Annotated in this window: 9 protein-coding genes; all 9 read right to left on the bottom strand. The window is 72.4% G+C overall.

What is annotated here, in order from left to right; translation table 11 throughout:
• Nucleotides 1-1,640, bottom strand: a 1,640-nt coding sequence (locus J5X75_RS28745) for a sensor histidine kinase (protein WP_208470646.1), incomplete at its 3' end; no start/stop codon positions are given.
• A gap of 305 nt (nt 1,641-1,945) precedes the next feature.
• Complete coding sequence (locus J5X75_RS28740) at nt 1,946-2,413, bottom strand: hypothetical protein (RefSeq protein WP_208470645.1); 468 nt, start codon at nt 2,411-2,413, stop codon at nt 1,946-1,948.
• A gap of 5 nt (nt 2,414-2,418) precedes the next feature.
• A complete protein-coding gene (locus tag J5X75_RS28735; RefSeq protein WP_238489642.1) occupies nt 2,419-4,062 on the bottom strand; it encodes an alpha/beta hydrolase in 1,644 nt (547 codons plus the stop codon).
• Nucleotides 4,063-4,070: 8 nt separating this feature from the next.
• Nucleotides 4,071-4,415 (bottom strand): hypothetical protein, encoded by a 345-nt coding sequence (locus J5X75_RS28730; RefSeq protein WP_208470644.1) that lies wholly within the window; start codon nt 4,413-4,415, stop codon nt 4,071-4,073.
• A gap of 89 nt (nt 4,416-4,504) precedes the next feature.
• On the bottom strand, nt 4,505-5,692 hold the full coding sequence (locus J5X75_RS28725) for a hypothetical protein (RefSeq protein ID WP_208470643.1): 1,188 nt from the start codon (nt 5,690-5,692) through the stop codon (nt 4,505-4,507).
• The gene (locus J5X75_RS28720; RefSeq protein ID WP_208470642.1) at nt 5,689-6,567 is read right to left on the bottom strand and encodes a hypothetical protein; all 879 of its coding nucleotides are present in this window, start codon (nt 6,565-6,567) and stop codon (nt 5,689-5,691) included. Before J5X75_RS28720 ends, J5X75_RS28725 begins: the two co-directional genes overlap by 4 nt.
• The gene (locus tag J5X75_RS28715) at nt 6,567-8,492 is read right to left on the bottom strand and encodes a TRAFAC clade GTPase domain-containing protein (protein WP_208470641.1); all 1,926 of its coding nucleotides are present in this window, start codon (nt 8,490-8,492) and stop codon (nt 6,567-6,569) included. The genes J5X75_RS28720 and J5X75_RS28715 overlap by 1 nt, the downstream gene beginning before the upstream one ends.
• On the bottom strand, nt 8,492-10,735 hold the full coding sequence (locus J5X75_RS28710) for a hypothetical protein (RefSeq protein WP_208470640.1): 2,244 nt from the start codon (nt 10,733-10,735) through the stop codon (nt 8,492-8,494). Before J5X75_RS28710 ends, J5X75_RS28715 begins: the two co-directional genes overlap by 1 nt.
• Nucleotides 10,732-13,896, bottom strand: coding sequence for a tubulin-like doman-containing protein (locus J5X75_RS28705; protein WP_208470639.1), 3,165 nt, complete (start codon nt 13,894-13,896; stop codon nt 10,732-10,734). The genes J5X75_RS28710 and J5X75_RS28705 overlap by 4 nt, the downstream gene beginning before the upstream one ends.
• Nucleotides 13,897-13,908 lie beyond the last annotated feature (12 nt).

Here is a 13,908-nt window from a genome sequence, read left to right as displayed (position 1 = left end):
GGGGCGGCGTCCCGGGGCGGGGCCCCCCCCCCGCCTCGCCCGGGGGGGCGGGGGGGGGGGGGCCCCCCCCCGCCCTCGACGGGAGTCGTCGCTTCGGGGCTGCGTGGGGCGCTGGGGAGAGCGAGCACGAACCGGCTGCCGTGCGGGACGACCGCTTCGTACCATATGTCGCCGTGATTGGCATCGGCGAGGAGCCTGGACAGATACAACCCGAAACCGGCGCCCGTCCTCGCCGCGCCGGCGCGGTCGGCTTGGGCGAAGCGGTCGAACAGGTGCGCGACGAAATCCGGTGGTACGCCCTCGCCTTCGTCGCTGACGGCGAGCAGGACCCGGGCGCCGGTGTCGTCGAGGGTTGCCGATATGTGGATGGCGCCGGGGCTGTACTTGACGGCGTTGGTGACGAAGTTGGCCAGCACCTGGTGGGTGTGCACCGGGTCGGCCCACACGACGGCGCCCGGCGAGCCGCAGCTGACGCTGACCCGCCCGCGTGCCTGCCGGGTCAGGTTGTCGGTGACCCGCGTCAACACCTGCTCGACCGGCAGCGCGACCGCCTGGGTGCGGATGTCGCCGCGCTCGGCGCGGCAGAGCGCCAGCAGATGCGCGGCCATGTCGAGCAGTTCGGTGACCCGTCTGTCCAGTGCCTCGACGGAGGCGCGTCGCTGCTGGTCGGTGGTGGTGTCCCAGTCGTGGGTCAGTTCCTCTGAGTATGCCGAGATCACTGTCAGGGGCTGGTTGATCTCGTGAGAGAGGGTGGCGAGGATGTCGCTCTTCCAGGCGTCGGCGGCCTCCAGTTCGCGGTTGGCGACGGCGAGATGTTCGGCTCGCCGGCCCAGTTCGCGGTGCGCCAGATCAAGGTCGTCGTGGGCCGCCGAGAGCCGGCGGTAGAGCGTCGCGGCTTCGCCGAGCAGCGCTATCAGAACCACCAGGGAGGAAACCAGCAGAGTGATACGAGCGGCATAGAAGCCGACCGTGTAGCGCTGTGGAGCGGCCACGGTCAGAAGCGCGGTGGCCAGTGACGCGCTGATCGCGACCACCACCCACCGTTCCACCGGCGGTCTATGGCGCACGTTCCTGGCCACGGCGAACAGGCTGGCGATGGTGCACAGCAGCGCCACACCGAAGATCGTTCGACCGGCTGCCGTCGGCGTACCACTCTGATAGAAATGGGGCATCCAGCTTGCGGCGCCGATCACGAGACCGGTCACCGCGGCCGCCAGTGTCACCGCCGCACCGACCGTGGCCGCGACGGTGATGCGCCGTCGGTTCCGGGCGAATTCGTTCCATCGGGGCGGCAACGCTGCCACGATCCACTGCTGTGCCGCGACCAGCAGGGGAAACCCGGCGACGATCACCATTCCCAACCACGGTGTACTGACCTCGGACCACGTCGAATCGGGACTCGACCGCTGCATCCGGGTGAAGGCGATGGCGTAGGGAACCATCACCATGCTGGAGAACAGATACGCCGTCGACAGCCCCAACGTCGCCAGTCGCCCGTCGGCCAGGAACTGCTGCCCCAACAGGTGCGCGGTCAGCAGGTCGGCCGTCGGCATGAGGACCAGGAACACGACGAAGAAGTAGGGGTAGACGCCGAGGTCGTGGCCGGCGAACGGCACGACAACCAGCGCGCCGGCGATCACCACGGCTGCGTACGCCCACAGACCTCGGCGTACCGGGACCTCTTGCGGCTGTCTAGCTACGCTCCCGGGGTCCACCCGCCACCCCCCAAAACGCATGAATCGCGCATCCTGAGGCTAACTGAGTGCCCGTCGGACGCGGAGGGAATCTCCGACATACCGCCCCGGTCGCGTTCCGGCCCGGATGGTCCCCGGCGAGAAGGCCCCTACCTGCTCGAGTGGCTGCGGCACGTCGATCATCGTCGCGATCTCCACAGGTGGAGATCGCGCGCCCGGCACCGATCCACAGTGCACGGCCGCCGGCGTGGTCAGGGGCGCCGGAAACAGGGGGAGTGGAGGATCATCGCGAAGGCTTCCGGTGAGACGGTCTCCAGGTCGAGGCTGTAGCCGTCGGGAGTCTTCGCGGTCAGGACCGCGTCGTAGGTTCCGAGTTCACGGTCGTCGGTGATGGTGTAGCCCTTGGCTGTCCAGTCCGTACGGACTCGGGTGATGACCGCCCGAGGCTGTTCGCCGTCCGGGGCGTCGATGTTGTAGACGCCCTGGATGGCGTAGACGCTGCGGCTGCTCTCGCCGAGTTTGCCGGTGCAGGGCAGCGGGCCGGTTTCCGGGTTGCGCAGGGATGTGCCCACCAGCCCGGCGATCGCGTCGGCGTGTTGCTGGACGAGGGCGGTCGCGTCGGCCTCGGACTTGGTTTCCATGTCTTCTCCCGAGCAGGCGGTCAGGGTCAGCAGTGCGGTCAGGGCGAACCCAGCGGCCCGGGTGCGACGGTTTCTCATGATTCTCACGGGATGTTCTCCGGGGCTTCGCCGTTCTCGAGTGTCACGCGGTCGTAGCGTCCGGCCAGCACGCGGGCCTGGTTGTTCAGGCTGTCACTGGCGGGTTCCCAGTAACCGGTGTGACCGTCGGTGTCGGCTTTCCAGGTGTTGGCGCCGAACCCGTCGGTGGTCGGCGCGGCGCCGTGTGAGGCGTCGGCCGCGCTTTCGAGTCCCCAGGCGGTCAGGCCGAGGCTCGGGTTGGTGAGGCCGAGGGCGATCCGGTCGGAGGTGCTGATCATCGGGGTGTCGGCGACCGGGTCGCTGTCGGAGGCGCCGGCCCACACGTGGCGGGGGTCGTCGAGCAGCCGGTCGGCGCTGTCGACGTGCATGCCGGGGCTGCCGGCGACCACGATGTCGTCGGCGGGCAGGTTGCCGGTGGCGGCTGCCTCGCCGATGACGGTGGAGCCGTACGAGTGGCCCATCGCCACCAGATGGGTGGGATCGCCCTCGTGGGTGGCCCGCAGGCCGTTCATGAAACCGAGGTACGGGTCACGGCCGGACTCGGAGCGACTGTTACCGAGCACGGAGGTGTTGTCGAGGTCGGGGGCGTCGTAGCCGAGCCAGTAGACGGTGCTGACGTCACCGGAACGTCCGTCGGTCAACCGGTCCGCGGCGGCGTTTATCCGCATGACGCGATCGATGTTGCCGTCCATCGAGCCGTACATCGTGGTGCTCAGGCCCGGCACCCATACGCCGGTGTGCCGGGCGGTGTCCGGATTGCCGACGGCGATGGCGACCTTGCCGTGGCCGTCGTAGGCCTCGGTGTCGACCATCAACAGGTAGCCGCGGTCGCCCAGCCGCTGCAGGGTCTGCTCGACCTTGGTGATCCGTTGCAGCTGTTCGCGGAGTTCGTACTGGTCACCGTGGCCGGCGGCGAGCAGGTCGACGACGGCCTGTTTCTGCTGGTGCAGGGCGAGGCGGTTGGCCTTGTCCCGGTCGTCGGCCGGTACGCCGTCGAGGGCGCCGACCTGCGCCGGGAAGTCGGTGATGAGCTGGTCCTGCTGCCAGCGGCTGAGCCCGTCCCACCACTGATGGATCTGGGCGGGTGTCTTGCCCGTCGGGTCGATCATGCACTGCGCCATGGTCGAGCCGCCGGTGGTGAAGCCGCTGCCGATCGCGGGCATGCCGGCCTGCAACACGGCGCGGGTGTCCTGGTCGAGGCGGATCGCCCGCATCAGCAGATCCGAGAGCTGGGCCCGGTAGCCCTCGACGAGGCCGGAGATCCGGGCCGCCTGCGCGGTGTCGGTGACGCTGCCCGGGACCGCGGAGACGGTCCCGCTGGTCAGGTCGACGGCGATCCCGTTGCCGGCGCACTCGGCGAGAATGTCGGCGAGGACGCCCTTGAGCTGCCATACCGTGTCGGCGTGGGCACGCAACGCGAGGCTGATGTTCTGGCACGGCTCGTGAACGTCGGCGATCTCGCGTCGCAGCACCGCGACGCGTCGCTCGGCGTCCGCCCCGGTCGGCCAGACGTCGGGCAGGTCCCGGGAGTCGGCGGTGAACTCGTCCAGCCGGGCGTCCAACGCCGCCGCCAGCCGGCCCCACGCGTCGGCGGCCTGCCCGAAGGCGTTGGAGTCGGTGTCGTGAAGGGTCTGCAGAGTGATGGTCATCGGGTGTCTCAGCGAACCGGGAAGTTGTAGGAGGCCGCCGGTGGCTCAGCCGCGGGGATCGGGATGTTGAACGAGTGCGCCGACGCCTGGTCAGCCGCCTTGAACTCGTCGGCGGTGGCGATCAGGTCATCGCCGAGCCGCCGGGTCCGTAGGGTCAGGTCCCGCAGATAGTCCGACCATCGCGCTGCGGTCTCCTGGACGACCGGCGCGGCGTCCCAGCTCGCGGCGCCGCCGGCGACGGTCAGGCGGGGCAGTTCCTGGCTGATGGCGTGGTCCACGCCGACCAGCGGAGTTCTGATCCGGATTCCCGTCGCGTGCAGGCCTTCGATGTCGACCGATACCTCAGGTTGCAAAACGCCAGCCTCCCCGCGTGCCTGTAACGTCCGGAGAGCGTACGTGCCGTCGGCAACCCGCGGGCGACCGGTGGCCGCCTGTGCCTGCTTCAGCCGCGGCCGGCCACCGATCCGGGCGTGGTCCTGGGCGGGGTGGCCGCACCGATCAGCAGGCCCAGCTCGGCGAAGGCGACCAGGAAACCGACCGCGTCGGCGGCCGGCGGCAGCGTCCTCAACCCCGCCGGGGCCGGCAGTCCGGCCCACGCCAGGCACGGCACGGCGAACGAGACGATCAGATGGGCGCCGACCCCGGCGGCCAGCAGCGCCGGCAACCCCGGCCGCCGCCGCCGGACCACGGCGCAGAGATGCACCACGTTCCACAGCAGCACCGCCACCAGCAGCACGACGAGCACTTGGCCGATCGGCTCCAGGAACACCGGGCCGCCGCGGCCGAGCAGCCCCGGCCGGTACGCGGGAGACGCCGCTTCCGGAGCCTGCAGAAAGCGCAGCAGCGCCGCTAACGACTGCACACCGGCCACCAGCACCGCCGGAACGAGGACGAGCAGCATCAGCAGCCGGCGCCGCGCGACCCGGCCGACCGGGGGCGCGGACGACAGGTCGGCCAGCGTCACCGCGTACAGGACCGGGCCGAGCAGGACCGCCGTGGCACGGTCACGCAGGATCGCCAGAACCGTGACGGTCGGCAGGGTGACGGCCACCGCCAGGTAGGCGAGATCGGGCCGGATCATGCGAGCGGCCAGCCCGCTCGCCAGGAGGAACGCCATCCCCAGCGTGATCGGCGGCAGCGGCGCGACGCAGCCGCTGCCGCCGGCGCAGGCGGCCTCGTCGTGCCACAGCGGAACTGTCATCGCGGCCAGCACGGCCAGCCCGGTGACCGCCATGGCCACGGCGTTCGGCCGGTCGTCGCAGCGGGCGCCGATCTCCGCGGCGACGAGGAAGAACACCATGCCGAGCCCGTAGACGAACCATTCCCGGGTCGTGCCGCCGCCGGTGAACGTCCGCAGCATCAGCCCGGACGCGGCCAGCATGGTGAAGATGGAGATCACCGCCCGCAGACGGGCCGCCGGCACGGCATGCCGGTCCAGGCTCGCGATCGACATCAGGTAACCGCAGCCGCCCACGCCGAGAGCGATCAGCAGGACGAGCGGCACCGATGCGGCGTGCAGGATCGCGCCCAGCACCAGGATGCTCACCGCGGGCAGCACGGCGGGGAGCAGGTCGCCCGGATCGGCGCGCGGGAACAGCGGCCACCGGTGTGAGGTGGCGGGGTTCGTCATCCGGCGCTCAGTACGGTGAGCAGGACCGCGACCACGGCCCACCAGACGACGAGCATCAGCAGGTGCAGCGAGAACGCGGTCGGCGCCGGCACGGTGACCTTGGCCGTGCCGATGTCACGGGTCCGCGGTTTCGGGCCGCCGCGGCGCCCGGTGTGGGTGTCGACGAGGTCGGCGGCGTTCGCGAGGTCGCGGGCGGGCAGGTCGCTGGCGGCGCCCAGGTCGATCCAGTGCCGGGCGGTGCCGACGCTGGAGCGGGCCGGCGGGCCGTCGACGAAGACCAGAACCGGCAGCTCAGGGTCGGTGATCTCGGTTTCCCAGGTGGAGAACGCCAGGTCGCCGTGGCAGGCCGCGACCGTCCACAGCAACGCCCGCGGATCGATGTCGCCCGCCCGTACCGCCCAGCCGTGCGGGCGGGCCCGGCTCAGTTCGGCCACCACCACGGTGGCCTCCCGGCGATGCAGGCGGGCCTGCCGGTCGAGGTCGGCGGCGAGGTCGCTGGCGTCGGCCCACGACCGTGGATAGCCGTCGGCCGGCTGGTCGAAGCGTTGCGGGGCCCGGTCCGGGCGCAGCGCGACAGCCCGCCGCATGGTGATCACCGACGGCGGCCCGACCAGCACCTGGGTGCTGGACGCCCACCGGTGGTGCGCGTCCCGGACGGGGAACCGGTGCAGGAGCGCCGCCTGGTCGCCGTACCGGAGATAGCAGGTGCTCGGCCCGGCGCCGCCGGACGGCACGGACACCCGCCGTTCCAGGCGCTCCGCCCAGACCTGCCGCTGCTCGGCGGGCAGCGTGGACTCGACCATGCCCAGACCGCTGCCGCCGCCCGGCAGCCGGGGCGCCCACTCGAAGACCAGCAGGTCGACGCGACCCGGCATCAACCGTCCCCGTCTGCGCGGTCCGGCAGGGCGCCCAGCATCGCGAGCAGCGAGATCAGCGGCTCGGCGCAGCGCTGCGGGCGGGCGCCGTGCGGGTAGCGGCCGCCCCGGTCACGGCCACCGGTCGCCGACGCGAAATGCAGCGTGCACCGGCGGATGCGGTGTACCGGCGCCAGCTGGGCGGTCCGGCCCCGCTGGTGCAGGTAGGCGTACACGTCGCGGCTCTCGGCCGGACCGTCGGCACGGCGGGCCCGGATCCAGCGGTCCACCGGCTCCTCGAACCGCAGCAGGTCCGATTTGGTGACCACCACGACCGACGGGATGTCCAGCAGCCCGTCGGGGCCGCGCCGGTGCGCGAGCCGGTCGATGACCGCCTCGAACGTGGTGTCCGGGTCGGAGCGGACGGGGTCGGCCACGAAGATCAGGGCGTCGGCGGCGGCCAGGAACTGGGTGGCCCGGCTCTGCCTGCGGCCGGGTTGCAGCATCTCCCCGGCGATGTCGAAGAACATCATCGGCCGTTCCCGGGATCCGGTGCCGAGGATCAGCCCGTCGGCGAAGTCGACGGTGTCCACCGGCCGGGTGTGTTCCAGCACCTCGCCGTCGCGGTACAGCCGGTTCATCCGGGACTGGCGGAAGTCGTCGTGCCAGGCGATGTCGACGGCGCTGGTCATGATCCCGAAGTCGCCGAGCACACCGCTCTCGATCTCCTGCATGATCCCGGCCAGCAGATGGGTCTTGCCCGCCGCCGTGTCACCGATCAGGCCGATGTTGATCGGCGACCCGCTGCGCAGGTAGGCGGCCGGCAGATAGTGCGGGCCGATCTCGCCGGCCCGGTTCGGGCAGCGGCGGAACGCCTGCCGCAGCCGGTACTCCCGGCGGTGCTGCGGCCCCGCCGTACCCAGGTCGAGGGGTTGGTAGCCCTTGTCGGTCCAGACGAACAGGTCGGTCTCGGCCCAGGACACCGGGTCGAGGCAGAGGTAGCAGTCGCGGGTGGCCGGGCCGGTGCTGCCGCGGCCGATGGACCAGAACCAGCGGCGACGCCGTTGCGGTGGCCGCGGGGCGGGTGCGGCGGCGCCGGCCCGGCTCACCCGGATCCGCTCGAACTGCTCCCGGCCGCTGTCCAGCGGCGAGGTGTCCAGCACCGGCACCGGCCAGCTCAGCGTCCGCAGCAGCTCCGCGGCGGTCGGGCGTTGCGCGGCCCGGGGCGCCAGCGCGTCGCCGAGCAGCACCGCATAGCGGGGGCCGAGCCGGTCCCGGTACGAGTCGCCGTCCAGGCCGAGCAGCACCCCCAGCAGCACGGCGGCACTCCACACGTCGTCGCGCGGGTCGGCCCGGCCGATCCCGCGCACCTGCTCGGCCGACGCCCACGGTTCGCGGCCGAACCCGGTGCGGGTGTCGCCGGCGAACACGGCGACCGGCAGGCCGGCGATCATCGCGCCCTCGCCGGTCCACCGCACCCGCGCATCGTTGACGCCCCGGTGCACGATGCCGGCGGCGGCCAGGTGCGCCAGCCCGGTCAGCAGGTCGCACAACACCCGGTCGATGGCGTCGTTGCCGAGCCGGGCGGCCACCTGCCCGACCTGGGTGGCCGGCGGCGGCTGCCAGAGCACGTACGGTTCGTCGACGTCGGCCCGGTAGCCGAGCAGCCGCGGCAGCACCGCCGGATAGCCGTTCTCGGGGTAGCGGCGGGCCAGCCGCAGACCGGCCGCGATCTCGGTGTCCAGCCGGTGCGGATCCGCCCGCGGGTCCAGTCGCCGCTGGATCAGCGGCTGGTCGCTGCCGCGGACCAGCACCACCCGTTCCATGACGGCGGAGCGGCGGGACGGGCGCGGCGCCGCCGGACGCTCCGGCCGCACGTTCCACCGGACCTCGTCGCCTGCGGGGGTGAGGAAATCCAACGTCTGGTCACGCACCGTGTCGACCATCAGCTTCCCCCTTCGGACTGGACGTAGCGGACCCCGGACCGCAACGGGACCAGATGCACCAGCCCGGCGGCCGTGCCGGTGCCGGTCCACACCACATCCGCCAGAGCGGCCGGCGGCACCGGCGGGTAGCCGCCCTGGTCGTCGTGATCACGGTCGGTGAAGGTGGAACGGGCGTGCCGCGGCGCGAACCGGATCGTCGTGGCCCGGTGCGGATCCCGGCTCAGCAGGCTGGTCTGCTGATCGCCGCACAGCAACTGGACCGGCTGGCCGTCGGCGAACACGGCGTCACGCAGCCCGTTGCCGTCCTGCCACCAGGTGAGCTGGTCGGCCTCCGGACGGGCCGGCCAGCCGGGCGGCGGCTCCTGCACACCCCACCGGTGCAGATGCCGCTCGTAGCCGGCGAGCAGCTCACCGGACCGGCGCTCGTTGCGTTCGGCCATCCCGGCCAGGTCACCGGCGGCGGCTTCCGGCCAGCGCGCCTGCATGCACATCCGTACCAGAGCGGTCAGGTCCTGCCGTACCGCGGCCACCGCACGCCCGCTGGAATGCGCGGCCATCTCGGCCGGCAGCTTCGCGGCGCCGTCGCGCAGCACCCCGGCGACCGCGTCGAGCGCCGCGGCGGTGGCCCGCAGCAGGTCGGAGGCGCGGCGACGGTCCTCGGTCACCGCCCATTCGGTGATGGTGTCGTGACAGACGCCGTCCAGGCCGTGCAGCGCGGGACGCACCATGCCGGGCACACCGACCCGGGCGTGCCAGCGGCGAGCCGCCAGCGCCCACCACAGCATCGGCGTGATCACCGCCAAGACCACACCGAAACCCATCAAGGGGTACGGCCACCGCATCCCCGACAGCCGCAGCGCCTCCCCGCCGACCAGCCCGGAGGTGGCCAGCAGCAGCACGGTCAGTACCCGGCCCAGATCCCGGCCCGGCTCGGGCGGCGACACCCCGAGGTGCCGGCGTTTGGCCCGCAGCAGCCCGGCGCCCAGGGTCAGCAGCAGCACCGCGGCGATCCCGCCCACCCGCCCGGCGAGCAGCGGCGCCAGCAGGATCAGCAGCGGGACCAGCGCGCTACCGAACCCGCCGGGCATCGGCGGCAGCGCGGTGATCGGTTCCACCGCCCGGTCCAGGTCGGGCCGGCGGGCGGCGCTGCCCATCGGCAGCATCCGGGCCGCCGCCGCCCGCAACGGCCGGACCGTCTGCTCCAGGCCCCGGCCGGACTCCAGCGAACGGTGCACGGCGCGGCGTACGTCGTCGGCGGCCATCGCCGCGGTGACCGTGACCGCCGGCAACTCGATGCCCTCGCGCCGCAGTTCCGCCCGCCGCTGGTCGTCGCCGCACTGGTCGAAACGCTGGAACAGTCGGGCCAGCACGTCCCGGTAGTCGCCGAGGTGCCCGGCGGCGGCCGCCGCGAGCCTCGCCACCGGCACACCGGCGAACGGCGCCCACACCGCCCACGGGCGGACCGCCGCGGCGACGGCCTGCTCGACAGCGGTCACCGCCGACTCGGCGGCCTGCCGGGCGGCCCGCACCCGGCCGCCGGGCTCGGCGTGCGACGACGGCACGTACCGGCGCCGCATCGTGTCCAGGTCCTCGACGAGGTCGTGATCGGAGGCCGGGGCGTCCGGCTGCGGATCGTACGGGTCCACACCGGTGGCCACCGCCAGCATGGCCCGCCGTCGCACCGCCGCCAGCGCGTCCGCACCCATCCGGCCGGACCGTAACCGCACCGCGGGCGCGGCGACCCGCGTCTGCGTGACCGCGGCCGTCGCCAGCACCTGTTGGAACACCTCCCGGGCCCGCAGCGCCTCCAGCAGGTCGGCCAACGGCGGCTCGGCGGCGGATCCGACCCGGACCAGTGATGCCGCGCCACCGTCGAGCCGCCACGGAACACCGTCCGGATCACCCGCCCACAGCACCGTCACGAACTCGCCGCTGAGCACCGACGGCAACACGATCGTGGCGCCGCCGTCCGATGCGGCCGTCCCGACCACGACGCAGACCATCTGCCGGACCGCCGGCGACGCCAGCACCGACGCCAGCGCGGCGGTGTGCCCCGGCAGCGCGGCCGCGTCGTCGACGACCACCACACCGCTCACGTCGACGTGGTCGTCGAGCTGGTCGTGCGGCAGCAGGAACCCGGCCCGCCGCTGCACGTAGTCGCCGAAGTCACGGCAGGACACCAGTTCGGCGTACTCCTGCCGCAGGTCGATGACCGGAACCGCTCCGGCGGGGCCGCGGCTCACGGCTCGTCGTGCCGGTTCTTGACGGTGATCTCCAGCGCGGCCAGCGAGTTGCCGTTCGGCGCCTCACCCAGGAAGGTCCGCTGCCGGGCCGCGGGCAACGTCCGGCTCCAGAACCCGATCATCTGCTCACAGCGCTGCCGCGCCCCGGCGGGCATCCGTTCCCGCATCTCGGTGAGCACCTTCACCTGCCGGTCGGCCATCCCGGCCAGCTGCCAGTAGAGCGGATGCGGATCGTCGAGGATCCCGGTGAATCCGTTCGGCATCGACTCCATCAGCTGGGCGCAGAAGTTGAGGCGGATCTCCCCACCGTCGGCCAGCGTCCACGTCTCGTACTGCCGCAGCAGGCTGCCCCACGACGACGCCCGCCCGAACGCGCCCAACTCCAGCACCATGGCCTCGGCGTCCGGCCGCCGGCTCAACGCGATCCGGATCCGTTCCGGCGACTCCATCCCGCCGAAGCATTCCACCTGCCCGTTCCAGGCCGCGCAGAGCAACCGCAGCAGAATCTCCTCCCGGTGCGCCTCGGTGGTCGCCAGCCAGTCCTCACCGAAACCCAGCCGCTGCCGCCACGGCAGGAACGAGTCGGCCCTCGGCTCCCGTACCGCCCCGGCCCAGTCGAGCAGCACCTGCCGCAGCTCCGGCACCTCGGTGACCCCCATCCCGGTACGGGTGAGCACCACCGTGATCGACTCGGTCTCCACCGCCCGGAACTGCACCGGCCGGTCACCACGCCGGGTGACGACCCGCAGCTGCCCGCCGAGCCACTTCTCCACCAGCTCGTCGGCCTCCGCCGCCGGATACACCACCAGCACCGACAGCTGTCCGGACCCCTCCGGCATGAACCCGCCCGGCAGCATCCCGGACAGCGTCCCGACGAACTGCTGCACGTCGCTGTCGGCCACCGGCACGTCCTGCGCCCGCTTGGCCGCGACCCGCAGCAGGCTGCTCATGTGCGGCAGCAGCGGCACCTCGTCCGGGTCGCCGCCCCGCAGGATCCCCGCGACCTCCTGCTTGAGCAGGCCGAGGATGGTACGCAGGCCTTCGGCGCCGCCGGACCGGCCGAGCACCGACGCCTCGGCGAGCGCGTTCGCCCAGCCGTCCGGGCCGAGCAGCGCGTTCAGGATCTCGCCCTCGGTGGCGTTCTCCCGCTTGCCGCGGCGGGCCAGCCGGCGCAGCATCTCGGCGTACGTCTGCTCCAGGTCCTGCCGCGGCGGCAGCAGATAGGTGACGCCGACCCGCGCCCGGTACAGCTCCTCGGCCCGCCGGTTGAACGCCTCCTCACAGCCACGCTCGTACGCGGTCAGCTCCTCGACCAGCGACCGCAGATGCCCGGTGAACCGGGTCAGCCGCTGCTGCCACGTCTGCCGGTGATCGTTCCAGCTGGCATGCCAGAACCGCCGCGCCCGGTACCGGAACCACTCGTCCTGCAACGCGATGGTGTCGACCACCGGCTTCTCACTGACCGCCGCCTTGACCAGCCCACCCATCCGGTCCCGCAGCTCGATCAGCTGCGGCGGCCGCGGATCGCTCTCCCACGCCTTCACCGGCGCGGCCGGCGGTACCCGCCGGCTCTCCATCACCCCGCGCACCCCGAGCTGGTCGATGTTCTCGGCCAGCGCCGCCTCACCGAGCACCACCCGCCGCAGCCGGAACAGATCGGCGTGCCGCAGCACCGACCGCGCCCCGTCCGCCGGATTGAAGTCCCGCACCAGCTCCGGCATGGTCCGCAGCAGCGTCTGGTCCAGGTTCTGCAGGCTGTCGCCCATCCGGACGCCACGTTCCCGCAGCATCGCGCGGATCGTGGCAGCGCCTTTGATGCCCTGCTCCGCGGCCGGATCGTCGAACGCGCCGGCGGCCCGCTGCCACACCGGCCCCACCGACGAGCCGTTGAAGAACTCCCGGATCAGGTCCCGGTTGGACTCCGACCGGCCGGGCGGCACCAGCTGCAACTCGCGGACCCCACGGCCGAGCAGCCGGCCGGCGAACATGTCGGCGAGATCGTCGAACGGCACCGTCAGCGACCCCACCAGGCTGGTCGAGACGCCCCGGCAGCCGATCCGGGTCGGCGACATGCTCTGCCGCTCCACCACGCCGTTGATGAAACTGTCGGCGAACGACACCGGGCCGCCGGCGTCGCGGCCCCCGGCCGGCACGTCCAGCCCGACCAGCGACAGGATCAACGCCACGATCGACCGGTGCAGGTCGTCGCGGGCGATCCCGACCGCCTTGCTGAACAGGAACGCGGTCTGCATCGCGCCGAGCCGCATCGGCACGTCACCCTCACGGGGATAGCGGACGTGACGGCCCCGGACCGTCGGCGTGCCGCCCAGGTCGCCGTGCGCCCGCTGATCCTGGTTCAGTTCGTCGACCAGGCGGAACATGTCGAGCAGCGCCCGGCCAGCGTTGAGCGACGCGGTGACGCCGCCGCCGCTGCCGGCCTCGAACGCGGACGGCATCAACACCAGTGGATAGATTTTGGCGTCGATCCCGGCCTGCCGGAACGCCGACTCGACGATGTGCAGGTAGTCGTAGAAGATGCCCGCGCCGGTGCCGCCGGCCACCGAGAAGGCCACGAACACGTCGACGGTCTGCAGGCCCGGTTCCCGGGCCGGGTTGAGCAGCCGCAGCTCCGGCGCAGAGTTGGTGATCCGCCCGATGGACCGGATGATCGGCTGCCGCAGCACCTCGACCGAATCGGAGACGGTGGCGTACAGGGCGGCCCGCCCGACGGTCGGCAGCTGCCCGGCGCCCAGGCGCAACGGCACCACCATCGGCTCGTGCTCGCCGGGCGGCAGCCAGTCGCGGACGAAATCGGCCGCCTTCACCCGCAGGAACTTCGCCACCTCCGGATAGCTGCGGAACTGCGGAAGCAGGTCGTAGGCGTAGTAGGCGGTCCGATCGGCGACCTCCGAGTGCGCCTCGTTGGGCACCGACCGCCGCCGCAGCTGGCCGAGCTCGTCCTCGCTCAGGTCGGCGTAGACGAATTGCAGGCACGACGGCAGTTCGAACGGGCGCAGCTCGGTCAGGCCGAACGCCGGACCGTGCAGTTTCAGCCCGTCCGGGCCGCACAGTTCCTCACGGAGCCGGCGTTCGAGTTCGGCGCCGATCCGGCAGCCGGTGCCGCCCAGCCCCACGAACATCACGGGGTGGTAGAGGTGCATACGAGATATCCG

Source organism: Actinoplanes flavus, from assembly GCF_017592555.1.
GTDB classification, from domain to species: Bacteria; Actinomycetota; Actinomycetes; order Mycobacteriales; family Micromonosporaceae; genus Actinoplanes; species Actinoplanes flavus.
The sequence above is the reverse complement of the archived record's forward strand: the minus strand, read 5'-3'. Positions and strand labels throughout refer to the sequence as shown.

Bases quoted from the DNA above. Each gene is read 5' to 3' on its own strand.
- J5X75_RS28740 (WP_208470645.1), bottom strand. From the start codon at position 2,413: ATGAGAAACCGTCGCACCCGGGCCGCTGGGTTCGCCCTGACCGCACTG.
- J5X75_RS28735 (WP_238489642.1), bottom strand. From the start codon at position 4,062: ATGACCATCACTCTGCAGACCCTTCACGACACCGACTCCAACGCCTTC.
- J5X75_RS28725 (WP_208470643.1), bottom strand. From the start codon at position 5,692: ATGACGAACCCCGCCACCTCACACCGGTGGCCGCTGTTCCCGCGCGCC.
- J5X75_RS28720 (WP_208470642.1), bottom strand. From the start codon at position 6,567: ATGCCGGGTCGCGTCGACCTGCTGGTCTTCGAGTGGGCGCCCCGGCTG.
- J5X75_RS28715 (WP_208470641.1), bottom strand. From the start codon at position 8,492: ATGGTCGACACGGTGCGTGACCAGACGTTGGATTTCCTCACCCCCGCA.
- J5X75_RS28705 (WP_208470639.1), bottom strand. From the start codon at position 13,896: ATGCACCTCTACCACCCCGTGATGTTCGTGGGGCTGGGCGGCACCGGC.